24 protein-coding genes and 2 pseudogenes are annotated in these 26,638 nt (G+C 74.7%); 14 read left to right on the plus strand and 12 right to left on the minus strand.

Translation table 11 applies throughout. The annotated features are described in order from the left end of the window. Both ACZ4K2_RS29340 and ACZ4K2_RS29345 read right to left on the minus strand, forming a co-directional pair. Positions 1-1,653, minus strand: a 1,653-nt coding sequence (locus ACZ4K2_RS29340; protein ID WP_467469582.1) for a helicase-related protein, incomplete at its 3' end; no start/stop codon positions are given. Between the two features lie 94 nt (positions 1,654-1,747). After that, positions 1,748-2,722 (minus strand): class I SAM-dependent methyltransferase, encoded by a 975-nt coding sequence (locus ACZ4K2_RS29345; protein ID WP_467469584.1) that lies wholly within the window; start codon positions 2,720-2,722, stop codon positions 1,748-1,750. A gap of 237 nt (positions 2,723-2,959) precedes the next feature. Between ACZ4K2_RS29345 and rpsA the strand changes: the two genes are divergently transcribed. Next, positions 2,960-4,453 carry a 30S ribosomal protein S1 gene (rpsA, locus tag ACZ4K2_RS29350; RefSeq protein ID WP_467469586.1) on the plus strand — a complete coding sequence of 498 codons (1,494 nt, stop codon included), beginning with the start codon at positions 2,960-2,962 and terminating at the stop codon, positions 4,451-4,453. Positions 4,454-4,601: 148 nt separating this feature from the next. On the opposite strand, the gene ACZ4K2_RS29355 is transcribed toward rpsA, so the two are convergent. Continuing rightward, positions 4,602-5,570, minus strand: a complete 969-nt coding sequence (locus ACZ4K2_RS29355; protein ID WP_467469588.1) for a right-handed parallel beta-helix repeat-containing protein — start codon at positions 5,568-5,570, stop codon at positions 4,602-4,604. A gap of 242 nt (positions 5,571-5,812) precedes the next feature. Between ACZ4K2_RS29355 and ACZ4K2_RS29360 the strand changes: the two genes are divergently transcribed. The 3 genes from ACZ4K2_RS29360 (at position 5,813) to ACZ4K2_RS29370 (ending at position 7,943) form a co-directional block, all read left to right on the plus strand. Further along, entirely contained in the window at positions 5,813-6,754 is a 942-nt protein-coding gene (locus tag ACZ4K2_RS29360; RefSeq protein ID WP_467469590.1) for a PAC2 family protein, read from the plus strand. Positions 6,755-6,883: 129 nt separating this feature from the next. Next, positions 6,884-7,513 carry a dephospho-CoA kinase gene (gene coaE / locus ACZ4K2_RS29365; protein ID WP_467469592.1) on the plus strand — a complete coding sequence of 210 codons (630 nt, stop codon included), beginning with the start codon at positions 6,884-6,886 and terminating at the stop codon, positions 7,511-7,513. A 49-nt stretch (positions 7,514-7,562) separates the two neighbouring features. Next, positions 7,563-7,943 (plus strand): tetratricopeptide repeat protein, encoded by a 381-nt coding sequence (locus ACZ4K2_RS29370; RefSeq protein ID WP_467469594.1) that lies wholly within the window; start codon positions 7,563-7,565, stop codon positions 7,941-7,943. A gap of 62 nt (positions 7,944-8,005) precedes the next feature. Here the strand turns inward: ACZ4K2_RS29370 and ACZ4K2_RS29375 are convergent, their stop codons facing one another. Next, a complete protein-coding gene (locus tag ACZ4K2_RS29375) occupies positions 8,006-8,344 on the minus strand; it encodes a DUF6343 family protein (RefSeq protein ID WP_467469596.1) in 339 nt (112 codons plus the stop codon). A 260-nt stretch (positions 8,345-8,604) separates the two neighbouring features. Here ACZ4K2_RS29375 and ACZ4K2_RS29380 point away from each other — a divergent pair, with 260 nt between their 5' ends. Next, positions 8,605-9,297: a class I SAM-dependent methyltransferase gene (locus ACZ4K2_RS29380; RefSeq protein WP_467469598.1), complete on the plus strand. Its 693-nt coding sequence runs from the start codon at positions 8,605-8,607 to the stop codon at positions 9,295-9,297. A 129-nt stretch (positions 9,298-9,426) separates the two neighbouring features. Beyond that, positions 9,427-9,882 carry a DoxX family protein gene (locus ACZ4K2_RS29385; protein WP_467469600.1) on the plus strand — a complete coding sequence of 152 codons (456 nt, stop codon included), beginning with the start codon at positions 9,427-9,429 and terminating at the stop codon, positions 9,880-9,882. A gap of 232 nt (positions 9,883-10,114) precedes the next feature. On the opposite strand, the gene ACZ4K2_RS29390 is transcribed toward ACZ4K2_RS29385, so the two are convergent. Beyond that, complete coding sequence (locus tag ACZ4K2_RS29390; RefSeq protein WP_467469602.1) at positions 10,115-10,885, minus strand: RNA-binding S4 domain-containing protein; 771 nt, start codon at positions 10,883-10,885, stop codon at positions 10,115-10,117. Between the two features lie 197 nt (positions 10,886-11,082). On the opposite strand from ACZ4K2_RS29390, the gene ACZ4K2_RS29395 reads away from it, so the two are divergent. Continuing rightward, on the plus strand, positions 11,083-11,778 hold the full coding sequence (locus tag ACZ4K2_RS29395) for a uracil-DNA glycosylase (RefSeq protein ID WP_467469604.1): 696 nt from the start codon (positions 11,083-11,085) through the stop codon (positions 11,776-11,778). Positions 11,779-11,905: 127 nt separating this feature from the next. On the opposite strand, the gene ACZ4K2_RS29400 is transcribed toward ACZ4K2_RS29395, so the two are convergent. Next, the gene (locus ACZ4K2_RS29400; RefSeq protein WP_467469732.1) at positions 11,906-12,403 is read right to left on the minus strand and encodes a GNAT family N-acetyltransferase; all 498 of its coding nucleotides are present in this window, start codon (positions 12,401-12,403) and stop codon (positions 11,906-11,908) included. Next, a pseudogene (locus tag ACZ4K2_RS29405) lies at positions 12,377-12,775 on the minus strand (RidA family protein); the annotation flags it as partial. The pseudogene ACZ4K2_RS29405 and the gene ACZ4K2_RS29400, both read right to left, overlap by 27 nt. Before the next feature lie 372 nt (positions 12,776-13,147). On the opposite strand from ACZ4K2_RS29405, the gene ACZ4K2_RS29410 reads away from it, so the two are divergent. From ACZ4K2_RS29410 to ACZ4K2_RS29425, 4 genes are all read left to right on the plus strand, one after another. After that, positions 13,148-13,933 carry a nucleotidyltransferase family protein gene (locus ACZ4K2_RS29410; RefSeq protein ID WP_467469606.1) on the plus strand — a complete coding sequence of 262 codons (786 nt, stop codon included), beginning with the start codon at positions 13,148-13,150 and terminating at the stop codon, positions 13,931-13,933. Between the two features lie 214 nt (positions 13,934-14,147). Continuing rightward, positions 14,148-16,022 carry an FUSC family protein gene (locus ACZ4K2_RS29415; protein WP_467469608.1) on the plus strand — a complete coding sequence of 625 codons (1,875 nt, stop codon included), beginning with the start codon at positions 14,148-14,150 and terminating at the stop codon, positions 16,020-16,022. Positions 16,023-16,353: 331 nt separating this feature from the next. Beyond that, positions 16,354-16,998: a DUF899 domain-containing protein gene (locus ACZ4K2_RS29420; RefSeq protein ID WP_467469610.1), complete on the plus strand. Its 645-nt coding sequence runs from the start codon at positions 16,354-16,356 to the stop codon at positions 16,996-16,998. A gap of 153 nt (positions 16,999-17,151) precedes the next feature. Further along, positions 17,152-17,328, plus strand: a complete 177-nt coding sequence (locus tag ACZ4K2_RS29425; protein ID WP_467769982.1) for a hypothetical protein — start codon at positions 17,152-17,154, stop codon at positions 17,326-17,328. A gap of 52 nt (positions 17,329-17,380) precedes the next feature. On the opposite strand, the gene ACZ4K2_RS29430 is transcribed toward ACZ4K2_RS29425, so the two are convergent. The 3 genes and pseudogenes from ACZ4K2_RS29430 to ACZ4K2_RS29440 form a co-directional block, all read right to left on the minus strand. Then, positions 17,381-19,471: an ABC transporter ATP-binding protein gene (locus tag ACZ4K2_RS29430; RefSeq protein WP_467469612.1), complete on the minus strand. Its 2,091-nt coding sequence runs from the start codon at positions 19,469-19,471 to the stop codon at positions 17,381-17,383. 320 nt (positions 19,472-19,791) lie between these two features. Further along, positions 19,792-20,184: a hypothetical protein gene (locus ACZ4K2_RS29435; protein ID WP_467469734.1), complete on the minus strand. Its 393-nt coding sequence runs from the start codon at positions 20,182-20,184 to the stop codon at positions 19,792-19,794. Between the two features lie 491 nt (positions 20,185-20,675). Further along, positions 20,676-21,398: pseudogene (locus tag ACZ4K2_RS29440) on the minus strand (ATP-binding protein); the annotation flags it as partial. 215 nt (positions 21,399-21,613) lie between these two features. Between ACZ4K2_RS29440 and ACZ4K2_RS29445 the strand changes: the two are divergent. Then, positions 21,614-22,474, plus strand: coding sequence for a helix-turn-helix domain-containing protein (locus ACZ4K2_RS29445; RefSeq protein ID WP_467469614.1), 861 nt, complete (start codon positions 21,614-21,616; stop codon positions 22,472-22,474). Next, complete coding sequence (locus ACZ4K2_RS29450) at positions 22,475-22,729, plus strand: DUF397 domain-containing protein (protein WP_467469616.1); 255 nt, start codon at positions 22,475-22,477, stop codon at positions 22,727-22,729. A 204-nt stretch (positions 22,730-22,933) separates the two neighbouring features. On the opposite strand, the gene pdxR is transcribed toward ACZ4K2_RS29450, so the two are convergent. After that, positions 22,934-24,373 carry a MocR-like pyridoxine biosynthesis transcription factor PdxR gene (gene pdxR, locus ACZ4K2_RS29455; RefSeq protein ID WP_467469618.1) on the minus strand — a complete coding sequence of 480 codons (1,440 nt, stop codon included), beginning with the start codon at positions 24,371-24,373 and terminating at the stop codon, positions 22,934-22,936. Between the two features lie 47 nt (positions 24,374-24,420). Between pdxR and ACZ4K2_RS29460 the strand changes: the two genes are divergently transcribed. Further along, complete coding sequence (locus tag ACZ4K2_RS29460; protein WP_467469620.1) at positions 24,421-24,942, plus strand: carboxymuconolactone decarboxylase family protein; 522 nt, start codon at positions 24,421-24,423, stop codon at positions 24,940-24,942. 149 nt (positions 24,943-25,091) lie between these two features. On the opposite strand, the gene ACZ4K2_RS29465 is transcribed toward ACZ4K2_RS29460, so the two are convergent. Next, on the minus strand, positions 25,092-26,579 hold the full coding sequence (locus tag ACZ4K2_RS29465) for a glutamate synthase subunit beta (RefSeq protein WP_467469622.1): 1,488 nt from the start codon (positions 26,577-26,579) through the stop codon (positions 25,092-25,094). Positions 26,580-26,638: the final 59 nt, after the last annotated feature.

A 26,638-nucleotide genomic window follows, 5' to 3' on the forward strand; every position in this document is an offset into this window, starting at 1 on the left:
GGCGGAGACCACGGCCCCGCGCCGGTGCGAACCGCCGGCCCTCGCACCCGTCTCGGCGGAGACCACGACCCCTCGCCCGTCCCGACCACCGGTCCCCGGACCCGCGCCCGTCCCCGCGGAGGCCACCGTCCCGCGCCCGTGCCGCCCGGCGGCAGGCGGGGCGGACTCGGCCGAGACGGCCCGCAGCCGCCGCACCTCCGCGGCCCACCGCGCGCCGTAGGCGTCGCCCCCGCGCCGCGCACGGCGCAGGGCGCCCGCGAGATCGTCCCCGTGGTCCCGCGGCACCTCCTCGGAGAGCAGCGCGACCACCTCCGCCCCCGCGCCGCCCGTCTCCAGCAGCGCCCGGCCCAGCCGCGGGTGCACCCCCAGCCGGGCCAGCCGCGCACCGGTCTCCGTGGCCCGACCGGCGGAGTCCACCGCCCCCACGGCCGACAGCACCTCCCGCGCCGCCGCCATCGCCCCGCCCGGCGGCGGATCCAGCAGCGCGAGCCCGGAGGCGTCCGGATCGCCCCAGCAGGCCGCCTGGAGCGCGAACGCGGTCAGGTCCGCCACCCGGATCTCCGGCGCGGGGAAAGCCGGCAGCCGGCCGTCCTCGACCTCCGTCCAGCACCGGTACACCGTCCCCGGCGCCTCGCGCCCGGCCCGCCCCGCGCGCTGGCGCCCGGCCGCCCGCGACGCCCGCACGGTGGTCAGCCCGCTCAGCCCGCGCGCGTGGTCCACCCGCGGCTCCCGCGCCAGCCCGGAGTCGACCACCACCCGCACCCCCGGAACGGTCAGCGACGACTCGGCCACCGACGTCGTCAGCACCACCCGGCGCCCCCGCCCGGCCGTCAGCACCGCGTCCTGCACCGCGGCCGGCGCCCGGCCGTGCACCTGGAGCACCTCGACGTTCCCCAGACCGCCCAGCCGGCCCGCCACGCGCGCGATCTCGCCCACCCCGGGCAGGAAGCACAGCACGTCCCCGTCCCGCTCGGCCAGCGCCCGCCGCACCACCGACGCCACGTGCTCCAGCAGCGCGGGATCCACCCGCATCCCGTGCGGGGGCCGTACCGGACGGGCCGGGGGAGCCCACACCACCTCCACCGGATGCGCCACCCCCGCCGCCTCGACCACCGGCGCGCCGCCGAGCAGCCGCGACCACCCCTCGGCGTCCGTGGTCGCCGACGCGGCCACCAGCCGCAGCTCCGGCCGCAGCGCCTGCCGCACGTCCCACAGGAAGGCCGCCGCCGTGTCGGCGTCCAGGTGCCGCTCGTGGCACTCGTCGAGCACGACGGCGTCCACCCCGGCCAGCTCCTGGTCGCGCTGGAGCCGCTGGAGCAGGACACCGGTCGTCACGACCTCCACGCGCGTGTGCCGCCCCACGGCCCGCTCGCCGCGCACCGTGAACCCGACGCTGCGGCCCGGCGCCTCGCCCAGCAGCCACGCCATGCGCCGCGCCGCCGCCCGGGCCGCGATCCGCCGCGGCTCGGCCACCACCACCCGCCGCGCGGGACCGCCCCCGGCCAGCCCCGCGAGCACCAGCGGCACCAGCGTCGTCTTGCCGGTGCCGGGCGGCGCCACGAGGACGGCGGTGCCGCCGTGCTCCAGCGCGTCGGTCAGGGCGGGCAGGGCGGAGCGCACGGGCAGCGCGTCCAGGGCGTCGTAGCGGATCACACCCCCAGTGTCGTACGGCGCCGGGGAGCCCCCTCACGCGCGCGTGGCGGGCTCCCCGGCGGCCACGCGCGCGTGCGGGCGGCGGAACGGACCGTCAGTCCCGCTCGCACACGAAGATCGCCGTGCCGGGGATCAGGTTCCCGCGCAGGGGCGACCAGCCGCCCCACTCCGAGGTGTTCCAGGCCGGCCACTCCGGCTCGACCAGGTCCACCAGCCGGAAACCGCAGGCCACGATGTCCCGCACCCGGTCGCCCAGCGTCCGGTGGTGCTCCACGTACACCGCGCCGCCCCGCTCGTCCTGCTCCACGTAGGGCGTGCGGTCGAAGTACGAGGAGGACACCGACAGGCCCTCGGGCCCCGGCTCGTCCGGGAACGCCCAGCGGACCGGGTGCGTCACCGAGAACACGAACCGTCCGCCCGGCCGCAGCACCCGGCGCACCTCGCGCAGCACCAGCCGGGGGTCGGCAACGAAGGGCAGCGCCCCGTACGCGGAGCACGCCAGGTCGAAGGAGCCGTCCGCGAAGGGCAGCGCGACGGCGTCCGCGCAGACCAGCGGGAACGCCCCGCCGATCCGCAGCGCGTGCTGGAGCTGGCGGTGGGAGAGGTCCAGGGCCACCGGACGCGCGCCCTGGGCGGCCAGCCAGCGGGCGCACTGCGCCGCGCCCGCGCCGATCTCCAGGACGTCCTTGTCCTTCAGTTCCTCCGGCGGTCCGAGCAGCTCGGCCTCCACCTCGTCCAGGCCCTCCGGGCCCCACACGAAGCGGTCGTCGCCGAGGAACGTGCCGTGCTCGATCTGGTACTCGTCCGCGTTGCGGTCCCACCAGCCCCGGTTGGCCCGCCCGCTCTCCGTGACGTCCGCGTCACGCCGCGTGGCCTCGGGCTCGAACTCCGCGGACCGCTCCGGGTCGTACGCTTCCGGCTCTTGGATGATCGGCTCCCTCGTCGTACTCTTCCGTGCAACCCGCCCGGGGGTGTGCGCGGAAGGCGTCCCGCGGGTCCATGTGACCTGTCGGGGTGAATCTTCTGCCGGGTATGCGGCGATCCGCCCCGGGTGTGCGCCTTCGCGCATTGACCCTGCCCGGCTGCCCCCGTATGCTACAAGTTGCGCTGCGAGCCTGCGCACCTCAGACGTAGCAGGCTGTGCTCGCATCTGTTGTATGTCCCCTCGGTTCTCGAGGCGCCACCGGGCACCCGGTGTCCATGAATGGTGGCGCTTCCTTGGCTGTCCGGCTTCTGCAGAGCGAAACGGGCTCCTGGCGTAAGCAGTACCTACGACTTCAATGTCCGTACCGGAGCCCTTTCCCACATGACGAGCAGCACCGAGACCACCGCCACCACCCCGCAGGTTGCGGTCAACGACATCGGTAACGAGGAAGCCTTCCTCGCCGCGATCGACGAGACGATCAAGTACTTCAACGACGGCGACATCGTCGACGGCGTCATCGTGAAGGTCGACCGGGACGAGGTCCTGCTCGACATCGGTTACAAGACCGAAGGTGTCATCCCGAGCCGCGAGCTCTCGATCAAGCACGACGTCGACCCCAACGAGGTCGTCGCCGTCGGTGACGAGATCGAGGCCCTGGTCCTCCAGAAGGAGGACAAGGAAGGCCGCCTGATCCTCTCGAAGAAGCGCGCTCAGTACGAGCGTGCCTGGGGCACCATCGAGAAGATCAAGGAAGAGGACGGCATCGTTACCGGTACCGTCATCGAGGTCGTCAAGGGTGGTCTCATCCTCGACATCGGCCTCCGCGGCTTCCTCCCGGCCTCCCTGGTCGAGATGCGCCGTGTCCGCGACCTCCAGCCGTACGTCGGCAAGGAGCTCGAGGCCAAGATCATCGAGCTGGACAAGAACCGCAACAACGTGGTCCTGTCCCGCCGTGCCTGGCTGGAGCAGACCCAGTCCGAGGTCCGCCAGACGTTCCTCACCACCCTCCAGAAGGGTCAGGTGCGCTCCGGCGTCGTCTCCTCGATCGTCAACTTCGGTGCCTTCGTGGACCTGGGTGGCGTCGACGGTCTGGTCCACGTTTCCGAGCTGTCCTGGAAGCACATCGACCACCCGTCCGAGGTCGTCGAGGTCGGCCAGGAGGTCACCGTCGAGGTTCTCGACGTGGACATGGACCGCGAGCGCGTCTCCCTGTCGCTGAAGGCGACCCAGGAAGACCCGTGGCAGCAGTTCGCCCGCACCCACCAGATCGGCCAGGTCGTGCCCGGCAAGGTCACGAAGCTGGTTCCGTTCGGTGCGTTCGTCCGCGTGGACGAGGGCATCGAGGGTCTGGTCCACATCTCCGAGCTGGCCGAGCGCCACGTGGAGATCCCGGAGCAGGTCGTCCAGGTCAACGACGAGATCTTCGTCAAGGTCATCGACATCGACCTCGAGCGTCGCCGCATCAGCCTCTCGCTGAAGCAGGCCAACGAGTCCTTCGGCGCCGACCCGTCGGTGGTCGAGTTCGACCCGACCCTGTACGGCATGGCCGCGTCCTACGACGACCAGGGCAACTACATCTACCCCGAGGGCTTCGACCCCGAGACCAACGACTGGCTCGAGGGCTACGAGAAGCAGCGTGAGGAGTGGGAGCGCCAGTACGCCGAGGCGCAGACCCGCTTCGAGCAGCACCAGCAGCAGGTCATCAAGTCCCGCGAGGCCGACGCCGCCGCTGCCGCCGAGGGCGGCGAGGCTGCCGCTCCGGCCGCGTCGGGTGGCGGTTCGTACTCCTCCGAGGGTGCGGACACCTCCGGTGCCCTGGCCTCGGACGAGGCGCTGGCCGCGCTGCGCGAGAAGCTCGCCGGTGGTCAGAGCTGAACGCAGTCGCTGAGGCTTAGCCCTTAGTGCTGAGGGGCCGTACCTTTCGGGGTGCGGCCCTTCTGCGTCGTCCCGGCCGGCCTCCGGGGCGGGCGGTCCGGCCCGCCGGGTGGTTCCCCGGGCTCCCGATCGATCGCCGCACGGCCGGTCAGGGGGTGACCGGGATGTTGGTCAGGCCCTTCCCGCCCGTCACCGTGTTGCTGCCGAAGACCGTCGTACGGCAGTCCGCGCTGTCGTTGGTGACGTCGACGGCGAGCCGGGTGGGACCGCCGGCCCCCGTGAGCGTCGACTTGTTGCCCTTGAAGACCGTGCCGCAGCCCCAGCCGGGCTGCTGGCTGTGGGTCTGGTAGCCGTCGTTGCTGGTCCGGATGCCGGTGTTGTCCTGGACGAGGACGTCGTTGCCCTTCACGTCGACCCACGAGTCGTCGTAGTTGGCGCCGGTCAGGCCGCTGCCGTCGAAGGTGTTGCCGATGATCTGCGTCCCCGTCGTGCCTTCCTTGACGTCGACGTTCTCGCCGCCGACATCCGGGCCGATCGTGTTGGCCAGGATCAGGACGCGGTCGCTGCGGTCGGTGAGCGTGTTCGCGGTGCCCACGTAGACGCCCTCGCCCATGCCCCGGCCGTCGTTCCCGGTGTCGTAGATGGTCGAGTTCCTGATCACGCCGTCCGTGCTGGAGTCGCGGAAGTGCACGCCCTCCATGTCCAGGCCGTGCACCGTGACGCCGTCCAGGACGACGCCCCGGGCCGCGTCGATCACGATGCCCTTCTGCCCGCCGGTCACGGTCACCCCGCTGACCGTCCAGTAGGAGGCGCCGTTCAGGTGCAGCCCGTAACCGCCGCCGGTGGTGAGCACGGCGCGGGGGGAGCCGGTGAGCGTGATGCGGGCGGACGCCGTGGCGGCCCTGGCCGCCTTGAAGTTGCCGGTGTAGGTGCCGTCCGCCAGGTGGATCGTGTCGCCGGGCCCGGCGGCGGCGAGCGCGGTCTTCAGCTGGGCCGCCGTCGTCACCTCGATCGTGGTGGCGGCCGCGGCCGCGGCCGGGCCGGTGGCGGTCAGCAGCAGGCCGCCGGTGCCGAGGGCCATGGCGAGCAGCGGGACGAACGGCGTGCGGACGCGCATGAGCGCTCTCCTGTCGTACGGACCTCAGGGCGGGGTACGGGCACTTCTCGCGGGCACTTCCCGGCGCTCGCCCCGCCGTGGACCGCCGGCGTGACCAGGAGCGTCGACGGTCGTGAAGGTACGGACCAGGTGACGGGACGTCAAGACGGCCCCTGCCGGGGCCGCGGATCGGCGGTGGGGCGCGGGAATGCCCGCGTGCCGGGCGGTGTTGTCGCAGACGAATACGAGGAGGGGCGGTCACAGTGCTTGATCCGCAGGGTTTGTACGCATGGGAGCCGAAGGGCCTCGCCGTGGTCGACATGGCACTCGCCCAGGAGTCGGCCGGTCTTGTCATGCTCTACCACTTCGACGGGTACATCGACGCGGGCGAGACCGGCGACCAGATCGCCGAGCGGCTGCTCGACTCGCTGCCCCACCAGGTCGTGGCCCGGTTCGACCACGACCGGCTCGTGGACTACCGGGCCCGCCGGCCCCTGCTGACCTTCAAGCGGGACCGCTGGACCGAGTACGAGGTCCCGGCGATCGAGGTCCACCTCGTCCAGGACACCACCGGAGCCCCGTTCCTGCTGCTGACCGGGCCCGAACCGGACGTGGAGTGGGAACGGTTCGCGGCGGCGGTGCGCCAGATCGTGGAACGGCTCGGCGTCCGCCTCTCCGTGAACTTCCACGGCATCCCCATGGGCGTCCCGCACACCCGCCCGGTGGGCCTGACCCCGCACGGCAACCGCACCGACCTCGTCCCCGGCCACCGCAGCCCCTTCGAGGAGGCGCAGGTCCCGGGCAGCGCCGAGTCCCTGATCGAGTACCGCCTCGTCGAGGCCGGGCACGACGTCCTCGGCGTCGCCGCGCACGTCCCGCACTACATCGCCCGTTCCGCGTACCCGGACGCCGCCCTGACCGTCCTTGAGGCCGTCACGGCCGCCACCGGCCTGGTGCTGCCCGGCGTGGCCCACTCCCTGCGCACGGACGCGCACCGCACCCAGAACGAGATCGACCGGCAGATCCGCGAGGGTGACGAGGAGCTGACCGCGCTGGTGCAGGGCCTGGAGCACCAGTACGACGCCGCGGCGGGCGCCGAGACGCGCGGCAACATGCTGGCCGAGCCGGTGGAGATCCCCTCCGCGGACGAGATCGGGCTGGAGTTCGAGCGGTTCCTGGCGGAGCGCGAGGGCGACACCCCCTAGACACCCGCGGGGGGCCGCTGACCACGGGGCTGCGGCTCCCCGCGGGCCCGCCGGTGTCCGGGGCGCCCGCGGACGGACCCCCGCAGGGCCGTCGGCGGGGCCGCGACGGCAGGGCCTAAGCTTCCGCCCATGCTGACAGTGGGCCTGACCGGCGGTATCGGAGCCGGCAAGAGCGAGGTGTCCCGGCTGCTCGTGGAGCACGGAGCCGTGCTGATCGACGCGGACCGCATCGCGCGCGAGGTCGTGGCACCCGGCACGCCGGGCCTCGCGGCCGTAGTGGACGCCTTCGGGACGGACGTCCTCACCGCCGACGGCAGCCTGGACCGCCCCCGCCTCGGCTCGATCGTCTTCGCCGACCCCGAGAAGCTCGCCGTCCTCAACTCGATCGTGCACCCCCTGGTGGGCGCCCGGTCACGCGAGCTGGAGAGCGCGGCGGCCGCCGACGCCGTCGTGGTCCACGACGTCCCCCTCCTCACCGAGAACGGTCTCGCCTCCCTCTACGACGTCGTGATCGTCGTGGACGCGAGCCCCGGGACCCAGCTCGACCGGCTGGTACGGCTGCGCGGGATGACGGAGGAGGACGCACGCGCGCGCATGGCCGCGCAGGCGACGCGCGAGCAGCGCCGGGAGATCGCCGACCTCGTCATCGACAACGACGTCCCCCTGGACGCGCTGCGCGAGCGGGTCGACGAGGTGTGGGCGGAGCTCGCACGCCGGGCGGGGCAGCCGGCCGCGGAGACGGGCCGGGCCACGGAATAGCCGTCCCGCGCGGGGCGTTGAACCCGTGCAGCAAGGGAAGGAATCAGCCGTGCCCGAGACCAGCGGTTCCACCGGACGTACTCCGGAGACGCATGTCATCGACTTCCGTGCCGCCGAGCAACTGCTCAACGCGCGGGATCCCCGGGGCGCGGTGAAACTGCTCGACACGGTCATCGCCGCGCACCCCGAGAACACCGCCGCGCGGCTCCTGCGTGCGCGTGCCTTCTTCGCCGCCGCCCAACTGCGGCCCGCGGAGCTGGAGTTCACCATCGTGCTGGAGCGTGAGCCCGACAACGCGTTCGCGCACTTCGCCCTGGCCCGCACCTACGAGCGCCAGGGCCGCCCCGACCAGGCCAAGCGCCACTTCCGGCTGGCCGCCGCACTGGACCCCAAGCCGGAGTTCCTGAAGGCCGCCCGCTTCGACGACTGACGCGGCGGGGCGCCGCCGACGGGCCGGCGCGGAGCCGTGGTGTCCCGCCCGCGCGGGCCCGCTCACGGATGCCGGTGCCTGGGCGGCCGGGGATACGGCGGTGCGCTCGGCCGGCGGTTCCCCCGCGGTCCGGGACGCCCCGGCCCCTCGTCCGGCGGCCGGTACGGCGGTACGTCACGGCCCGGCTGGTAGTGCGGACCCTGCCGGATGTGCCGCAGGATCACGGCCATGTCGACGGTGACCACCAGCCACAGCACACCGCACGCGGCCGCCCAGCCCGGGCGCCCGGCCAGTGCGAAGGCGGCCGTGCCGAAGACCGCCCACGCCAGACCCCACACGCTCAGCCAGAACCGCGCCCGCAGAGCACTGCGCGCGGTCGACGGTTCACTGCCTGTGCGCATCGGACCACCACTCCTGTCTGCAACGTACTCTTCGGCGGCGCCCCGCACCAACGCCGGCCGGGACACCCACCGCCGCCGTCCGCCCCGGCGGACCGTGCACCGGTGCGAGCGGTCACGGCCCGGCCCCCGGACGGCGCCGGGCCCGGCGGACACGGCCCGGCCCGCGCGCACGGATGGTTCCCGATCCGCCCTGAATAGCTCGAACGGGTGAATCGGGGGAGGAGGGGAACGGGCGTGCGGGGGCGGGCCGTTGTGCGGGCATGAGAATCGAGATGCGCGAGGGCCACGAGGGCACGGGACCGGGAGCCATCACCCCGGACGGCTGCGCGGTCGAGCTGTACGCACGGCTGCCGGTGGGCGACGAGCCGGACATCGTCGCCGCGGCGGTACCGGCCGGGGCGCACATCCTGGAGCTGGGCAGCGGAGTGGGGAGGGTGACCCGCCCGCTGCTGGAACGCGGTTTCACGGTCACGGCGGTGGACGAGTCCGCCGACATGCTGGCCCGGGTCGGCGGCGCGCGTACGATATGCAGCCCCATCGAGAGCCTCGACCTCGGCGAGAGGTTCGACGTGGTGATGCTGGCGTCGTTCCTGGTGCACAGCGGTGACGAGGAGGTGCGCAGGGGGCTGCTGCGCACCTGCGTCCGGCATGTGGCGGAGGGCGGCTGCGTGCTCATCCAGCGGGAGGGCCCGGACTACCACACCGACGTGCCCAGGGAGCGGGCCGACCCGAGCGGCTTCACCGTACGCATCGCGGCGGTGGAACCGGCCGGGGACGGGGTGAACTCGGTCCGCGCGGAGTACGTGTTCCCGGACGCGGTCTGGACCCAGACGTTCCGCGCCAGACCGCTGACGAAGGAGCAGTTCGAGTCGGCGCTGGCGGAAGCGGGGCTGGAGGTGGACGCGTATCTGACACCGGACGGGACGTGGGTGAGGGCGGTGCCGGTGGCGTGACGGGGCACGGGTACCCGGGAGAGGGGTGGCCGGACCGCCGGAAACTCGTCCCACGCGGGCGATGAGTTCCCGGCTCCCACCCGGTCTACCTCGGTGAAAGCAATCAGGACCGCTTCACCAGGAGACCTCATGGCAGAGACCACCGCCCCCGCCGGTTCGAGCACCCTCACCTCCGGGGCCGTCCCCGGTCACCGCTCGGGCCGGGCGCGCGGCGCCCTGGTCGCCCTGCGGGCCGTGCAGGTGCTGCTCGCCCTGTTCTACGCACTCGCCAGCTCCCTGCCCAAGCTCATCGCGCACCCGACGGCCGTCGAGTCCTTCGACCGGATCGGCTGGGGCAGCGGCGCGATGTACACCATCGGCGCGCTCGAACTCGCCGGAGCGGTGGCGCTTTTGATCCCGGTGCTGCAGTCCGTCGGGGCCGCCGCCCTCGGCGCCCTCATGGTGGGGGCGTTCATCGTCCAGCTCACCGCGTTCGACGGCCAGAACGCGGCGACGCCGCTGATTCTGCTGGTTCCGCTGGTCCTGATCGCGTGGGCCCGCTGGGCGCGCAACGCGGACCTGCTGCGGCTGCTGCGCCGGCGGTGACGCCCCGCGGCCGGCACCGCCCGGACGGCACGGCCCGGTATACGGCGGCGGTACGGCACGGCTCGTACGACAGCGGCCGTACGTTACGGCTCGCACGACAGCGGTCGAACGGCACCGGCCGGGCCGGCGTCGGCTTCGGTCGTCCGGGCGAGCGCGGCCTGTGCCTTCTGCTGAGCCGTACGTCGCCGCCTCTGGCGGGCGGTGCGGGGTGGGCGCCGCCCGAGGCAGCGCGTCACCGCCCGCGGGGGCGGCCTCCCGAGCCACCGGAGGCGTCCGCACCACCCGAGCCGGTCGACCCTGCGGGACCACCCGGGCCGCCGCGTCCCCCGGCGGCTCCGGAGCCCCGGCGTCCGCCACGGCCCCCGGCCGCGCCACGGCCCGAGCCGCCGGTCCCGCCACGGCCGCCCGTCGTGCCGGGGCCACCCGGGCCACCGGGCCCGGCGAACCCGGCGGGGGCGCCGCCCAGGCCGGCGAAGCCGCCCGGCCCGCCGAGGGTGCGCAGGCGTTCGAGTTCGCGGCGGTCCCGCTTGGTGGGGCGGCCCGCCCCGCGGTCGCGGAGACCGGCGGGGGCGACGGCCTCGCGGGGCGGCGGCGGAGGGGAGTTGTCGACGTAGCACTGGACGGCCACGGGCGCGCCGACCCGCTTGCGGATCAGCCGCTTGACGATCACGACCCGCTCGCGGCCCTCGTGCCGCAGCCGTACCTCGTCGCCGACGCGCACGGAGTGGGCGGGCTTGACCCGCTCGCCGTTCAGGTGCAGGTGCCCGCCCCGGCAGGCGGCGGCGCCGAGGGAGCGGGTCTTGACCAGGCGGACGGCCCAGATCCAGCTGTCGACGCGGACGGTCTCACCGGCGCCGAGGCCCGCGGCCTCGGCGGCGGCCACCGCCGCGGCGGTCCTGGGGTCGGGCGGCTGCCCGGCGGTGACGGGGTCCGGTCCGCCCGGCGCGCCGGTCTCCGCGCCGGTCCCACGGTCCACGTTCTCGTCCGCATCCTCGGAAGCCATGACCCGACCCTAACGCCGGGAGGCGGCCGGGCTCGAAGCGTTTTCGCGGCGCCCGGCACCGGCCGGGGGCGACGGCCCGCGTCCCGCCGCCCGCACCGGCCGCCACACGGGCCGCGCCGGGCCGCCGCGGCGGGGCGCCCGTCCGGTGTGCGGAGGGCTACGCGTTCACCTCGCCGTCCCGGGCATACGGTGACGGTATGGACGACAGCAGCGCCCTCGCCCGGCTGGACCGGCGCGTCGCCGACTGCCGTGCCTGTCCCCGGCTGGTCGAGTGGCGTGAGGAGGCGGCCCGCACGAAGCGGGCCGCGTTCGCCGACTGGACGTACTGGGGGCGGCCGGTGCCCGGCTTCGGCCCGGACGACGCCCGGCTGGCGATCATCGGGCTGGCCCCGGCCGCGCACGGCGGCAACCGCACCGGCCGCATGTTCACCGGGGACCGTTCCGGAGACGTGCTCTACCAGGCGCTGTACGACGTGGGGCTCGCCTCGCAGCCCACCTCCGTCAGCGCCGACGACGGTCTCGAACTGCACGGGGTGCGGGTCACGGCGCCCGTGCACTGTGCCCCGCCCGCCAACAAGCCGACCCCGGGGGAGCGCGACACCTGCCGTCCCTGGCTCGTCCAGGAGCTGACGCTGCTCCGGCCGACGCTGAGGGCCGCGGTCGTCCTCGGTGCCTTCGGCTGGCAGGCGGCCCTGCCCGCGTTCGCCGAGGCGGGCTGGACCGTGCCCCGCCCCCGCCCGGCCTTCGCCCACGGCACCCGGGTCGCGCTCGACGACCTGGACCTCTTCGGCTGCTTCCACGTCAGCCAGCGCAACACCTTCACCGGCCGGCTCACCACCGGCATGCTGCGCGAGGTGCTGCGCGCGGCGGCGGACGCGGCCGGACTGCCGTAGCGCACGGGCACCAGGGACACCGGCCCGCAAGGACACGGGCCGCTCCACCACCGCCGGCCTCCCCGGGCCCCGCCGGTCGCCTGCGCGCTGCGGTCACCTGCGCGCGGCGGTCATCGGCGCGCGGTGGTCACGGCCGCCACTCGTACCGGACGTCGGGCTCCCGCTCCTCGTTGCCGCCGCCGTCCGTGTACTCGGCGGCGACGAAACCGTGCCGTTCGTAGAAGCGGTGAGCGGGGGCGTTGAACTGGAAGGTCCACAGGCTGAGACCCCGCGGGCTGCGTTCCTTGGCCAGGGCGACGAAACGGTCGCCGAGGCCCCGGCCGCGCCACTCGGGGGCGAGGTAGAGCTGGGACAGCTCGTCGTCGTCCAGCACCATCACGCCGACGATCTCCTCGCCCGCGTCGGCGACCCAGGTCTCGCGCAGCGGCACGACCACGTCCCGGAAGTGCGCCCGCACCTCGTCGTCCGAGTGGGCCCGGACGACCGTGGGCAGGGCGGTGGCGTAGGACCGCAGCCAGACGCCGGCGGCGCCGTCGGCGTCCGCGGCCCCCGCCCGGCGCAGCACGACCGCGTCCGCCGCCGCTCGCCGCTCCGTCTCCTCAGGGACGACCGCCGTCGCCGTGATCTCCACCAACTGCCCGGTGTACCCGAGGCAGGAGACCCCGAGCAGGGTGGCCGAGTGCGGCCCCCGGCTCAGGCCCGACGCCTCGACCACCTTCCACACCGCGGAGAGGGCCGCGGGCTCGTCGGCGACCACGTACACCTCCGTCACGACCACGTGCTCCAGGCCGGAGCCGACGGCGCGCAGTTGCTCGCGGAGATTGGCGATCACCTGCTCGGCCTGGCGCACGGGGTCACCCGGCCCCACCAGCTCGCCCTCGGCCGTGAGCGGCACCGCCCCGGCGAGGAACGCGAGCTTCGCGCCGGCCTCGACGACGGAGGCGTGGGAGTAGGTGGGCGGGGGGAAGAGCGCGGGGGAGGTGACGCGCTGGATCATGAGTGCGGCTCCTGCGGGGTCGGCGGAAGGTGTCTCGCGAGGACGCCGTACGGCTTCGGCCTCGGCTTCGCCGTACGGAACGCCGGACGTCGTCACCGGCCGGGAACGGCACGCGGCCGGCAGCCGGTGCGGCGCACGGCCACCGCCCGGGGACAGCGCACGGCCACCGGTCGGGGACGGTGCGCGGCCGGGACCGGGACGGTGCGCGGCCGGGACCGGGACGGTACGTGGCTGTCGGTCGGGGACGGCGTACAGCCTTCAGATGATCGGCCTTTCCCGGTCCGCACGCATCCGAATATCCCGGGCCCGAGCCGTGGCGGTCCGCCGGAAATCCAGCGGCGGACGGAGGGGTGCCTGCGTCAGGCTGGGGGCATGCCCGAGTCCTCCGACGCCGCCTTCCTCGCCGCCACCGCCGACCGCCTCGCCGCCCTCCCGGGCGTCCGGGCCGTGGCCCTCGGCGGCTCGCGCGCCCAGGGAACCCACCGCCCGGACAGCGACTGGGACCTGGCCGTCTACTACCGCGGCCCCTTCGACCCCGCCGACCTGCGCGCCCTCGGCTGGCCGGGCGAGGTCTCCGAGATCGGCGGCTGGGGCGGGGGCGTCTTCAACGGCGGTGCCTGGCTCACCGTCGACGGGCGCCGGGTGGACGTGCACTACCGGGACCTGGACGTCGTCGCGCACGAACTGGCGGAGGCGCGGCAGGGCCGCTTCCGGGTGGAGCCGCTGCTGTTCCACCTGGCCGGCATCCCCAGCTACCTGGTCGTCGCCGAACTGGCCCTGAACCGGGTGCTGCGGGGCGAGCTCCCGCGCCCGGCCGGGTACCCGCCGCGCCTGCGCCGCACCGCCGCCGACCGCTGGTCCGGCACCGCCCGCGCCACCCTCTCCTACGCCGAGGCACACCACGCCCCGCACGGCCGGCTCACCGAGACCGCCGGCGCCATCGCCACGGCCGCCGCCCAGTGCGCCCACGCCGTCCTCGCGGCCCGCGGGGAATGGGTGACGAACGAGAAACGGCTGCTGGAGCGGGCCGGGCTGCGCGGGATCGACGCGGTGCTGGGAGCCCTGCGCGCGGAGCCCGGCGCCCTCGCCGCGGCCGTGGCCGGAGCCGTGGCCGTCGTCACCGCGGCGCTGGAGCCGACGCGCCCCTCACCCCCGTGAGGCGGAGCGGGAGGCGCGGGTGCCGTACGGGTCACACCCCCGCCGACTCGGTCGGGGTATTGCGTTCGTAAAGAAATTGGCCGCCGTGGCATCTGTCACCTGGCTGAAACGTGATCGACCCGTTCGCGTGGGTAATCCGGTCTACCGTGGAGACACCTCCACCGGCCACCGTCGTCCGAAGGCCCACCCCTGCCCTCGAACGAACAGGAGCCCCGTGTCCCGGCCCGCCGCACCCCTCTGGCTCACCCACGCCTTCCGCGCCCAGCGCGGTCCCGTGCCCTGGAGCGCGGTGTGCCGGGGCGCGCTCGCCGCCGGGCCGCTGCTCCTCGCCGGGGTGCTCATCGGACAGCGGGGGGACGGCGCGCTCGCCGCCATCGGGGCGATGCTCGTCGGCATCAACGACCGGCCCGGCAGCCGACGGGCCTCCGTGCACCGGCTCGGGGTCCCCGCGCTGGCCGGGACGCTCGGCCTGCTCGTCGGGGCGTACGCCGCACAGGGCCTGGCCGCGGTACCCCTGACCCTGGCGCTCACCGCGGTCGGGCTGGCCGCGGGCGCTGTCAGTGCCGTCGGGCCCGTCGCCTCCGCCGCCGGCACCCAGTTGCTCGTCGCCGCGGCCGTCGGGGCCGGGACGCCCACGGCCGAGAGCGGCTGGCAGCGGGCCCTGGCGTTCCTGGCCGGCGCCGGCTGGCTGCTGGTGCTGCGGCTCGTCCTGCCCACCCCCGGTTCGCTCGCCGGCGACTTCCGGTTCGACGGGGAGCGGAAGGCGGTCGCCGACGTGTACGAGGCGATCGCCGCGCTCGTCGGCTCCGTGGGCGCAGGGGAGGCCACCGCCCGGCGGGCCGCGCTGACGGCCGCCCTCGACCATGCCCAGGACGCCCTCGCGGGGCCCCGGCTGCGCTCGTACCCGGGCTCCGCCGCCGAGCGCCGTCTGCACGCCCGGTTCGCGGCCGCGCTGCCCCTCGCCGAGGCCGCCACCGCCCTGTACTGGGTGGGGGAGCCCGTGCCGGCGCGGGCCGCGGAAGGGCCCCGGCGGCTCGCCGCGGCCGTCCGCGGTGACACCGGCACCGGCCCGCTGCCCGCGCCGCACCTCCCGCACGGCCGGCTCCGCGGGCGGGACGCGGCCGCCGTGGCCCCCGCCGTGCGCGCCCTGGACGACGCGCTGCTGCACGCCGCCGAGGCGTTCGACCGCGGCGAGGGCGCCCACCGCGGGCTGCTCGGCCGCCGCCGCGGCGTACGGCACGCGCTGCGCGCCGCGCTCGGCGCCGGCGGCCGCGAGTACGGCCTGCGGGTCGCCCTGTCCTTCGGCGCCAGCGCCGCCATCGCCCAGGCGCTGCACCACACCCAGTGGTACGGGCGGCACGCCCACTGGTACTGGCTGCCCGCCACCGCCGCCTTCCTCGTCAAGCCCGACCTCGGCCCGCTCGTCTCGCGGGTGCTGTGCCGGGCCGCCGGGACGGTGTTCGGCGCCGTGGTGTTCGCCGGCTTCGCCGCGCTGCTGCCCCGCCCGGCCGGACTGATCGCGCTCGTCGCGGTGTGCGGCGCCCTGATCCCGGTCGCCACCCGGCACTTCGCGGCGCTCACCGCGGTCGCCACGGTGCTCGTCCTCGCCCTGGTCATGGCCGGCGGCGAGCCGCAGGCATCCGTCAGCCGGATCGGCGAGACGCTGCTCGCGTGCGCGCTCGTGCTGGTGGTGGGCCACCTGCCGATGCCGGGCAGTCGGGGCGGCGGGGTCCGGGACCGGCTCGCGGTGGCCGACGGGGCCGCGCACGCCTACCTCCTGCACGTGCTCGGCGAGTCCGAGGACCGCGCGGAGCGGTGGGCGCTGCGCCGGGAGGCGTACCGGACCCTCGCCGAGGCCCGCACCGCCATCGTGGTCGCCGCCGCCGAACTGCCCGCCCTCGCCCGGCACACCGAGGGCACCGGCGCCGTCGCCGAGGCGCTGGAACGGCTCGTGGACACCACCACGGCCTGCGCCGTGCACCTCGACGACACCGGCGGGCTCACCCCCCGGCACCTCGGCCGGCTGCGGGAGTCGCTGCGGGAGCTGGAGGGGCACGGGGTACGGGTGCCGCTGCCGGCCACCGCGTAGCCGCGTGGTGCCCGCCGGTGCCGTCCCGGTCCGGCGCGCCGATGTGAGCAGGCCGGTTCGGGGCGGCCGGTGGCGGACCTACGGGGGCACGGCCGCCGACGCGCTTGCCGGAGGACGGGAGCGCCGGGCAGCGTCGGCGGCGGACCCGCCGGGCAGCGGCCGGGACGGGGCCCTACCGGCCCGGCTCCCGGCCCCCGCCCGACCGCGGCCCGGTCCTGCGCGGCCGAAAGCACGCCGTCGGAGCTTGGCCGAAAATTTCTCCGTGTCCGGCGATGAGTTCCGCATCCGCCGGCGGTCACCACCCCGAACCGACCGTCGGACAGGAGGACCCATGTCGTTACCGGAGATCGTCTCGCGCGAGCGGTGGCGCGCGGCGCGCGAGGAGCTGCTGCGCAAGGAGGAGGCGGTCCGGCGGGCGCGGGAGGTCCTCGTCGCCGAACGCCGTCGGCTGCCCATGGTCGAGGTCGACCCGGAGTACGTCTTCGAGGGCGGCGACGGCAAGGCCACCCTCCTCGACCTCTTCGAGGGACGGGCCCAGCTCGTCGTCCACCACTTCATGTTCGCGCCCGAGTGGGAGACCGGCTGCCCGTGCTGCGCGGCCTTCCTGGACCAGGTGGGCCACCTCGCCCACCTGCGCGCCCGGAACACCTCCTTCGCGGCCGTCTCCCGCGCGCCGTTCATCCGCATCCTGCCGTTCAAGGCGCGGATGGGCTGGGCGGTGCCCTGGTACTCGTCGGCGCACAGCGACTTCAACCACGATCTCGGGGCCACCGTCGCGTCGGACGGCGCCCTGGCCGAACGCCCGGGCCTGAGCTGCTTCCTGCGCGACCACGACCGGGTCTTCCACACCTACTCGGTGTTCGACCACGGGCTGGAAGGGCTGGGGACGACCTCCGCGCTGCTCGACCTGACCGCGCTCGGCCGCAGCCCCGTCGGCAGCGACCGGCTCCGCCTTCACGACGAGTACGATCACTGACACGGAGCGTGCGATTCGTGTCACAAGGTGAACGGATCCTCACGCTCCGCGCCGACCTCGTGCCGACAAGGTCTCAGTCTGGTCACCGAGCGAGGCAATTCTCCTTTCCAGAGCGTTAACTCCCTACACGTACGACGCTTCTGGAGGTGCGAGATGGTGAACGGGCGAACAGTGCTCGAACGCTTTCCCGCCGGTGGTCCGCGCGGTTCCTGGCCCGCGGAGGAGTTCGCGCACGCGCGGCGGTTGGAGGGCCTGCCCGTCGAGGTGGTCATGGATCTCGCGACGGACGCGTTCCTGGTGATCGTCCGCGGCGGCGATCCCGCCGAGTGAGCCCGGTCCGGCGCCGGGCGCGAGCCGCGGCACGCAACCCTGGCCGGGCGGCTCAGGCCGGCTTCGGCGCGGGCACCTTGCGGTCCGCGGGCGCCGCATCCGGAGCCGCTCCCCGCGCCGCCGCCGGTGCCGGGGCCTGCGTCGCCGCCGATCCCGCTGTCGCCGGTGCCGCCGCCGACGCCGCGAACTGCCGCGCCTGGAGCGTGTACAGCTCGGCGTAGAGCCCACCACCGGCCAGCAGCTCGTCCGGCGTGCCGGACTCCACCAGCCGACCCTGATCCAGCACGTGCACCAGATCGGCGTGCCGGACCGACGCCAGCCGGTGCGTGATCAGCACGACCGTCTGCCCGCCGTCCGCCAGTGCCCGGATCTTCTCGAAGACCTCCAGCTCGGCCCGCGCGTCCAGCGCCGCCGTCGGCTCGTCCACGATCAGGATGCTCCCGCGCCGGTAGGCGGCCCGGGCGATGCCCAGCCGCTGCCACTGGCCGCCGGACAGCTCGTGACCGCCACTGAAGTTGCGGGCCAGCAGGGTGTCCAGACCGCGCGGCAGGTCGGCCAGCACGTCCTCGGCGCCCGCCTCGGTGACGGCCGCGGCCAGGCGTTCCTCGGTCATCGGCGCGTCGGACCGGCCGACGGCCACGTTCACCCGGGCGGTGAACGGCCAGCGCTTGAAGTCCTGGGCCACCATCGCGATGCGCTCGGCGAGCAGCCGCCGGTCGGCACGCGCGGCGTCGACACCGTCCCACACGATCCGGCCCCGGTCCGGCGTGTACAGCCCCGCGAGCAGCTTGACCAGCGTGGTCTTGCCCGAGCCGTTCTCGCCGACGAGCGCGATGATCCGGCCCAGGGGGAGGGTGAGGGTGACGTCGTCGAGGGCGGGCCGCGGGCGCCGCGGACGGGCGTCATCCGGGGGCGCGTCCGGGGGGCCGGGCCGGGGGTCGTGCGGATAGCTGAAGGTGACGTGCTCGAAGCGGACCTCCTTCGGGTCCTCCGGCAGCGGTTCCCCGCCCGCCGGGATGGCGCGCTCGGCCGCCTCGGCGTACATCCGCTGCAGGTCCCCCACGAACAGGGCTTCCTCGTGGAGCTGGTTGATCTCCAGCACGAGCGTGTCCAGGCTCGCCGCCCCCGTACGGATCGCGATCACCGCCGTACCGGCCACGGACAGCGCCATCGCGCCCCCGAGCAGCAGCGCGCCCAGCGTCGCGTACGTCGCCAGGGTCGCGAGCCCGGTCCAGGCGGCCGCGATCAGGCCGGTTCGGGCGGCCAGCCGGGACAGGCGGGCCTGCTCCGTCTCCGCGGTCTCCGACATGGACCGGAAGTGGCGCAGCAGGAACGGGCCCACCGCGTGCACCCGGATCTCCGGGGCGGCGGCCTGCTCGGTGAGCAGACTGCTGATCAGCTGGCCGGCCCGGGCGTGCTGCACCCAGGTGTGGAAGGACGCGTAGCGGCGCCGGGCGTTGGTCAGCGCGCTCCAGGCGCTGGGCAGGGTCATGGTGGCCAGCAGGGGCAGCAGCGCGGGGTGCAGCACGGTGAGCACGCCCGCGGCGGTGAGCAGCGAGATCATCGCGTTGACGACCCGGGCGCTGTAACCGATCATGTGCCGGGCCGAGCGGGCGCCGTACTGGGCGGTGTCCAGCAGCTTGTGGAAGGCGTGGTCCTCGATCGCGGCCAGCTCGACGTTCGCCGCGCGCTCCAGGTACAGCTCGGTCGCCACCCGCTCCACCTTGGGCTCCAGCCGCCCGGTGGCGTAGGTCGAGGCGGCCCGCAGCAGCGCGGCGACCAGCATCACGACGGCCATGACGACGAGGGCGGGCCCGGCCGAGCGCAGCCGCTGCTCGATGTCCGGGCCGTTGAGCAGCTTGCCGAGCGCGCTGTTCACGGCCAGCAGGCTCGCCGCCTGGGCGACGCCCCGGCCCACCTCGGCGGCCAGCACCACCCGTGCCGCCCGCGCGTCCGCCTGCCGGGCCAGCCGCAGACTGGACGCCAGCATGCCGGGGAGCCGCCTGACCATCGCCCGGAAGCTCAGGCTCAGGAAGGCGTCCGCGTGCTGGTTCCAGCCCATGTCGTACCGCAGCGGCCCGCCGAACAGCAGCCGCTCCGACTCCGACACCACGGGCTCGGCCGCTCCGCGCCTCTTTCTCACCGTGACCTCCCGCACCCCTACGGAACGGCCACTATCGCGGCCGGGACGGCGGCTCGGCAGGGCGCGAAAAGACGTGCGAGGGGCGTGGAGGAAGCACGCTCCGCGCGGCGGTGCGCGAGCGGAGCGCCGTCCCGGACCGGGCCGGGCGGTGCGGCTGGGCGCTGCGGCCGGGCGGTGCGGGGGAGGGCAGGCGGAGGCGTGCGGCGGGCGGCGCGTGGCAGCCGCATCCGGTGTGTGGCAGCGGTGGCCGGTGTACGGCACCGGCGGCCGGGGTGCGGCCGCGGCCGTGCGCGGCGGTTGGCGGCGGGGCGCGGCGGCCGTTACGCCGACGCGGCCCGCGACCAGTCCGGAGCCGTGTCCGTCACCCGGCACAGGGCCAGGTACAACGGGATCGGCGGGGTGTACGGGACCGTCCCCTCCGGCCGGTGGATCAGCCGGGCGGCACCGGTGACCAGCGCACCGGCCGCGTACCGGGCCGGGGCCGGCCAGGGCAGGGCGTAGTCGGAGTCCGACGGCACGATCCACCACCAGTGGGAGCCGTCGGCGTACACGCACCCCACGCGCGGCAGCCGGGGGACGATGAGCGGGCCGAGGCGGTCGGGCACGGCCACGGCGTCGCAGCCGAGCGGTGCCGTCATGCCGTCCGGCAGCCGCAGCCGGAGGTCCGGCTGCGGGGCCGCACGCCGGCGCTGGAGCCGCACGAGGGTGTTCATGCCGAGGGCGTGCTCCTGGCCGGCACGGATGTTCGGACCGATGGCGTGCTCCTGGCCGGGTCGGGTGTCGAGGCCGACGGCGTGCTTGCGGCCGCCGCGGGTGTCGGGATCGGTGCGGGGCGCCCGGCCGGTACCTGTGCGGTTGCCCGCGGCCCGTCCGGCGTCGGCGCCGCCGGTCACCGGCGCTCCCCGTGCCGGTACTGCTCCGGCACGGGGTGGGCGCCCGGCTCCGGTGCCGCGTGCCGGTGCTGGTCCGGACGGTCGGCGTGCGGGTGCTGCTCGGGACGCGTGCCGTGCGGGTGCTGGTCCGGGTGGGCGGGGTGCCGGTGCTGGTCCGTCACCTCGTGCCGGTGCTGCTCGGGCGTCCGGCGCGGGGGCTCACCGGTGCCGGGGTGCCGGTGGTGCTCCGGCGCGCCGGGTGCGTACCGGCCCGCCGCCACCTGCCCGGACCGGTCGTCGGGCCGCTCGCCCCACCGGCCCTCGGCGCCGTGCCCGCCCGCGCGGGTCTCCGCCTCGTCCGTGCGGTCCCCGGTGTCCCGTCGCCGCCCCGGCTCCGCCGGCCGGGGCCGCTCGGGCATCCGCCCGCTCGCCTCGGCCGACGGCTCCTCGTCGGGATCGTCCGGGGGGCCCGGCTTCGGCCGGGCCCCCCAGCCGAGATCGCCGCGCGCCTCGGCGGTGTCCCGGCCGGGGCCGGCCTGGCGGGGCAGCTCGGCCCAGACCAGCAGGCCGGAGCCGTACTCCTGGGCACCCCAGGCCCGGCACAGCGCGTCGACGAGGAGCAACCCCCTCCCGTGCTCCTCGTCGGGTCGCTGCGGTGACGGGTGGGGTTCGCCGGGAGCACAGCCCTCGTCCCGGACGGCTATGCGCACCATGTCGTCGTGGTCGTGCAGCTCGCACACGACCCGGCTGCTCGCGGTGTGCACGATCGCGTTGGTGACCAGCTCCGATATGAGCAGCGCCGCGTTGTCGCAGGTGTCCGCGCCGACCGACCAGTGCGACAGCCGGGCGTACGTCAGGCGTCTCGCCCGGGCGACGGAACCGGGATGGGCGGCCAGCTCGAAGCGGAACCTGCGGTCGGGGACGCCCTCACGGGGGGCCGCTCCCTCACCCACGCCCGAACCGGCTCGCGCGATGGGACCCCGATCGGCGCCGGGACCGGAGCGGTCTGCGGCGGCGTCTGTTCCTAAAGGCGCGGACGGAATCACGCCTGCCACTATCGCCCCGCCGAAGACACTTGGCAAGAGTCACTCTGAAAATTGCAGAGTGCTGTATGACGCGGTGAGAGGCCGTGGCACACTGCTGACAACAGCACCTCGCGCGGCGCCAATTGGAGTGTCGGAGATCCGCCCCGGTCTTCGAATGAATCTTCGAATGGCGCCGTAGGGCTGTCAGGAAACGTTCTGTGGAGGCCTACGGTGGAGGTGGGAGCGTGAGCGAGCCGCGTTCCGCGCCGACGGTGGGCCAGGTGGTCCTCGGCCGGCGCCTGCTGGACCTGCGGGAACGTGCCGGACTGAAGCGCGAGGAGGCCGCCCGGGTCCTCCATGTGGCTCCCGCCACCGTCCGTCGCATGGAGACGGCCGAGGTCGCCCTCAAAATCCCGTACCTGCAACTGCTGCTGAAGGCGTACGGCGTCCCCGACGACGAGGCCGAGCTTTTCGTCCGGCTGGCCGAGGAGGCGAACCGGCCCGGCTGGTGGCAGCGATTCCACGACATCCTGCCGAACTGGTTCTCGATGTACGTCAGTCTGGAGGGTGCGGCCGCCCTCATCCGCTCCTACGAGCCGCACTTCGTCCCCGGCCTGCTGCAGACCGAGGACTACGCGCGCGCGGTGCTGCGCTCCGGCGCCGTCGGGCAGACGAGCCCGGAGGACATCGAGCGGCACGTCGCGCTGCGCATGCAGCGCCAGGACCTGCTCACCCGTGCCGACGCCCCCCGCTTCTGGGCGGTGATGGACGAGACCGCGCTGCGCCGCACGGTCGGCGGCCCGGAGGTGATGCGCGCGCAGCTCGACAAGTTGCTCGAGGCCACGGAGTCGGCCCATGTGACGCTCCAGGTCGCCCCGTTCGCCAACGGACCGCACCCGGGGACGTACGGGCCCTTCGTGCTGTTTCGATTTGCCATGTCAGAACTGCCGGACATGGTCTACAGCGAGTACCTGACCGGCGCCGTCTACCTGGACGCGCGCACCGAGGTGGCGACCCACCTGGAGGTCATGGACCGGATGGCGGCGCAGGCCGCCACTGCACAACGCACGAAGGAGATCCTCCGGGATCTCCGCAAGGAGCTGTGAATGGATCGCATCAGGCCGCGCGGACACGTCTACAACGGCATGCCCGCACGGGAATTGGGCAGCGAGGGGTGGCACAAGCCCTGGAGCGGAGGAAACGGCGGGAACTGCCTGGAGGCCATGAAGCTGGCCGACGGACGGATAGCGGTGCGCCAGTCGACCGACCCGGACGGACCCGCGCTGATCTACACCACGGACGAGATGACCGCCTTCATCCGGGGCGCCAAAGCGGGGGAGGCCGACTTCCTGCTGACCTGAACGCACCGGCGGCGCGGCGGCGGCCGTGGTCGGTTTTGTCTTCTGCTCGACTTCCCTAATGTTGCGTGACTTGAGCCGTCCCGAACCGGGCCACCCGGCACGGGACGCGACGACGACGTACCTCGCGGGTGCGGCGCGGCGGTGCCGCGCGCGCCGTACCCGCGGCCGGGCGGACCGGTGGGGCGCAGGCGCGCCCTCCGGGGCTCACCCCGGCGGCAGTACCCCGCACAACGCCTCCAGCGCCGCCCCGTAGGCGTGTTCGGCCGGCGTCGCGTACCCCACCACCAGGCCGTCCCCGGCCGTCATCGGGCTGTGCGGGTGCCGGAACCCGGCGAGACCGTCGAGGGCGACGCCCTGCCAGGTGGCGGCCTTCACCGTCGACCGTTCCGTGCCGGGCGGCAGCCGCAGCACCGCGTGCAGTCCCGCCGCGACACCCGTCACCTCGATGTGCGGCGCCTGTGCGGCGAGCGCGGCCACGAGCCGGTCCCGCCGGCGCCGGTACCGCTGCCGCATCCGCCGCACATGGCGGTCGTACGACCCGCAGGCGACGAAGTCCGCGAGGGCGAGCTGGTCCGGCACGCTCGCCCACGCCTCCCGGGCGCCCTTCGCCGCCAGCACCGGCTCCACGTACCGCTGCGGCAGGACCATCCAGCCCAGCCGCAGCGCCGGTGACAGACTCTTGCTGACCGACCCGACGTGGATCACCCGTTCCGGATCGAGGCCCTGCAATGCGCCCACGGGACGGCGGTCGTAGCGGAACTCGCCGTCGTAGTCGTCCTCCAGCACCACCGCCCCCCGCGCGCGTGCCCAGTCGATCACCGCCGCCCGGCGTTCCGGATGCAGCGGGCCGCCGGTCGGGAACTGGTGCGCGGGCGTCAGCAGCACGGCCCGCTCCCGCCCGAGCGCGTCCATCCGCGCGCCGTGCTCGTCCAGCGGCAGCGGTACCGTGCGCACCCCGGCCGCCGCGAGCAGGTCCCGGTGGAAGCCCAGCCCGTACGCCTCCACCCCCAGCGGGCCGCGCAGCACCCCGCCCGCGCCCGGTCCGTCCGGGGTGCCCAGGCCGAAGAGGAGCCGCAGGGCGTGCGCGAAGCCCGAGCAGATCACGATCCGGTCCGGCTCGGTGCGCACCCCGCGCGCGCGTGCCAGGTACTCCGCCAGGGCCAGCCGCAGCTCGATGCGCCCGGCGGGATCGCCAGGCCCGAACGCCTCGCTCGGCGCCGCCTGCAACGCCCGGCGGTACGAGGCCGCCCAGGCCGAGCGGGGGAAGGCCGACGCGTCCGGTGTGCCCTGCCGCAGGTCGTGCCGGGGACCAGACGCGCGCGACGGCATCCGCACGGGCGTCCGCGCCGCGTGCCGCAGCGGCTCGGCCCGTTCGGCGACCCGCGTACCGGAGCCCTGCCGGGCGGTCAGCCAGCCCTCCGCGACCAGTTCGGCGTACGCGTCGGCCACCGTGTTGCGCGCCACCCCCAGGTCCGCGGCGAGCGACCGGTACGGCGGCAGCCGGGCGCCCGGCGCCAGCCGGCCGCTGCGCACGGCCTCCCGCAGCGCACCGGTCAGCGCCGCCCGACGGCCCCCTGGTGCCGACAGCTCCACATGCAGGTCGGCGCCGATCCGCTCCGCAGAATTGACCCATGATTCCGCCATGGAAGTGCACCCTACCGCCGGTCTTTGTGCCGCCTAGGTTGGAGGACATGACGACGCACACGAACACCGCCGCCGCCCTCCACCCGACCACCGGGATCACCGCCGCCGAGGCCGCCCGCACCCGCCTGGACCTCGCGAAGGCCGCGCCGAAGGTCTTCCGCGCGATCATCGGGCTCGACGCCGCCGCCCGTGCGGGCCTCGACCCCGCCCTGGTCGAACTGGTCCAGATCCGTGCCTCCCACCTCAACCACTGCGCCTACTGCCTGCACATGCACACCAATGACGCCCGCAAGGCGGGCGAGAGCGAGGACCGGCTCCACATGGTCCCCGTCTGGCGCGAGGCCCGGCACTTCTTCACCCCCAGGGAACAGGCCGCCCTAGCCCTGACGGAGGCGGTCACCCTCGTAGCCGACGGCGGCGTCCCGGACACCGTCTACGCCGAGGCCGCCGCGCAGTTCGAGGAGCAGGAACTGGCCCAGGTCCTGGCCCTCGTCCTCGCCATCAACACCTGGAACCGGGTGGCCCTGGCCACGGGGAAGGTCGCGGGCACGGACGAGCGCACGGCCTGACGGCACCGCCGGCAAGAAATGCCGGCTCCCCGCGCCCGCGCCCGCGGTCGTGGTCGTGGTCGCGGTCGTGGTCGCGGTCCACCGGGCAGGCCCTCCGACCGCCGTCGGCCGGTCAGACCGTCATCGGTCCGTCGACCGTCATCGGCCGGTCAGACCGTCATGGGCCGGTCCGCGGGCACGATCGGGGCCGGCAGCCGGGACCGCCCCGTCAGATAGCCGTCGACGGCCGCCGCGACCGCCCGGCCCTCCGCTATCGCCCACACGATGAGCGACTGCCCGCGCGCCGCGTCTCCGGCGGCGAACACCCCCGGGACGTTGGTCGCGAAGCCGTCGTCCCGGGCGATCGTGCCGCGCGGCCGCAGCGCCAGCCCCAACTGGTCGATCAGCCCGTCCTCCCGGACCGGCCCGGAGAACCCGAGCGCCAGCAGCACCAGGTCGGCGGGGAGCGTGCGCCCGGTCTCCGGCACCGGGACCCGCCGCTCGTCGACCTCCACCAGGTGCAGCGACCGCACCCGCCCGCGCTCGTCCCCCGTGAAACGCAGCGTGGACGCCGCGAACAGCCGCGCGTCCGCGTCCGCCGCCGGCGCCGTCCGCAGTTCCCCCGCCTCCTGGTGCGCGGCCGACAGCCGGTAGATCTTCGGGTACGTCGGCCATGGTTCGCTGTCCTCGTCGCGATCCGCGTCCGGCTGCGTGTAGATGTCCAGCTGGGTCACGGAGGCGGCACCCTCGCGCACGGCGGTGCCGAGGCAGTCCGCCCCGGTGTCCCCGCCGCCGACGATCACGACGTGCCTGCCGGCGGCCGACAGCGGCGAGACCTCCAAATCGCCCTGGCACACCCGGTTCGCCAGCGGCAGATACTCCATCGCCTGGTGAATACCGAGCAACTCCCTTCCCGGCACCGGGAGTTCCCGCCATGACGTGGCACCCGTCGCGATCACCACCGCGTCGTACCGGGTCCGCAACGCGTCCGCCGAGACGTCCCGGCCGACCGCCGTCGCCGCGCGGAACCTCGTCCCCTCCGCCCGCATCTGCCCGATCCGCCGCTCCAGGTGCCGCTTCTCCATCTTGAACGCGGGGATGCCGTACCGCATCAGCCCGCCGATCCGGTCGTCCTTCTCGTACACCGCGACCGTGTGCCCGGCCCGCGTCAGCTGCTGTGCCGCGGCCAGCCCGGCGGGGCCGGAGCCGACGACGGCGACCGTCTTCCCGGACAGCCGCTCGGGCGGCCGGGGCGGGCTGAACCCCTCCTCCCACGCCCTGTCCGCGATCGCGCACTCGACGTTCTTGATGGTGACGGCCGGCTGGTTGATCGCCAGCACACAGCCCGCCTCGCACGGTGCCGGACACAGCCTGCCGGTGAACTCCGGGAAATTGTTGGTGGCGTGCAGCCGGTCGCTCGCGGCCCGCCAGTCCTCCCGCGAGACGAGGTCGTTCCACTCGGGGATGAGATTGCCCAACGGGCAGGCCTGGTGGCAGAACGGGACACCGCAGTCCATGCAGCGGTCGGCCTGCTTGCTGATGATCGGCAGCAACGCTCCTGGGACGTACACCTCGTCCCAGTCCCGCACCCGCTGCTCGACGGGCCGTCGCGGCCACTCCTGGCGCGGCGTGGTCATGAACCCCTTGGGATCGGCCATGGCGTCTTCCTCGCGTACGGGCACCGGAGGCACCGGATGTACGAAGGGCCGTGCGTCTT

The sequence above is a fragment of the Streptomyces sp. NPDC025833 genome, from assembly GCF_055558055.1.

Coding starts and splice junctions, on each gene's coding strand:
- ACZ4K2_RS29385 (WP_467469600.1), top strand. CDS start 9,427: ATGGCAGAGACCACCGCCCCCGCCGGTTCGAGCACCCTCACCTCCGGG.
- ACZ4K2_RS29395 (WP_467469604.1), top strand. CDS start 11,083: ATGGACGACAGCAGCGCCCTCGCCCGGCTGGACCGGCGCGTCGCCGAC.
- ACZ4K2_RS29355 (WP_467469588.1), bottom strand. CDS start 5,570: ATGCGCGTCCGCACGCCGTTCGTCCCGCTGCTCGCCATGGCCCTCGGC.
- ACZ4K2_RS29465 (WP_467469622.1), bottom strand. CDS start 26,579: ATGGCCGATCCCAAGGGGTTCATGACCACGCCGCGCCAGGAGTGGCCG.
- ACZ4K2_RS29375 (WP_467469596.1), bottom strand. CDS start 8,344: ATGCGCACAGGCAGTGAACCGTCGACCGCGCGCAGTGCTCTGCGGGCG.
- rpsA (WP_467469586.1), top strand. CDS start 2,960: ATGACGAGCAGCACCGAGACCACCGCCACCACCCCGCAGGTTGCGGTC.
- ACZ4K2_RS29420 (WP_467469610.1), top strand. CDS start 16,354: ATGTCGTTACCGGAGATCGTCTCGCGCGAGCGGTGGCGCGCGGCGCGC.
- ACZ4K2_RS29410 (WP_467469606.1), top strand. CDS start 13,148: ATGCCCGAGTCCTCCGACGCCGCCTTCCTCGCCGCCACCGCCGACCGC.
- ACZ4K2_RS29435 (WP_467469734.1), bottom strand. CDS start 20,184: ATGAACACCCTCGTGCGGCTCCAGCGCCGGCGTGCGGCCCCGCAGCCG.
- pdxR (WP_467469618.1), bottom strand. CDS start 24,373: ATGGCGGAATCATGGGTCAATTCTGCGGAGCGGATCGGCGCCGACCTG.
- coaE (WP_467469592.1), top strand. CDS start 6,884: ATGCTGACAGTGGGCCTGACCGGCGGTATCGGAGCCGGCAAGAGCGAG.
- ACZ4K2_RS29390 (WP_467469602.1), bottom strand. CDS start 10,885: ATGGCTTCCGAGGATGCGGACGAGAACGTGGACCGTGGGACCGGCGCG.
- ACZ4K2_RS29450 (WP_467469616.1), top strand. CDS start 22,475: ATGGATCGCATCAGGCCGCGCGGACACGTCTACAACGGCATGCCCGCA.
- ACZ4K2_RS29345 (WP_467469584.1), bottom strand. CDS start 2,722: ATGCGCGAAGGCGCACACCCGGGGCGGATCGCCGCATACCCGGCAGAA.
- ACZ4K2_RS29460 (WP_467469620.1), top strand. CDS start 24,421: ATGACGACGCACACGAACACCGCCGCCGCCCTCCACCCGACCACCGGG.
- ACZ4K2_RS29425 (WP_467769982.1), top strand. CDS start 17,152: ATGGTGAACGGGCGAACAGTGCTCGAACGCTTTCCCGCCGGTGGTCCG.
- ACZ4K2_RS29380 (WP_467469598.1), top strand. CDS start 8,605: ATGAGAATCGAGATGCGCGAGGGCCACGAGGGCACGGGACCGGGAGCC.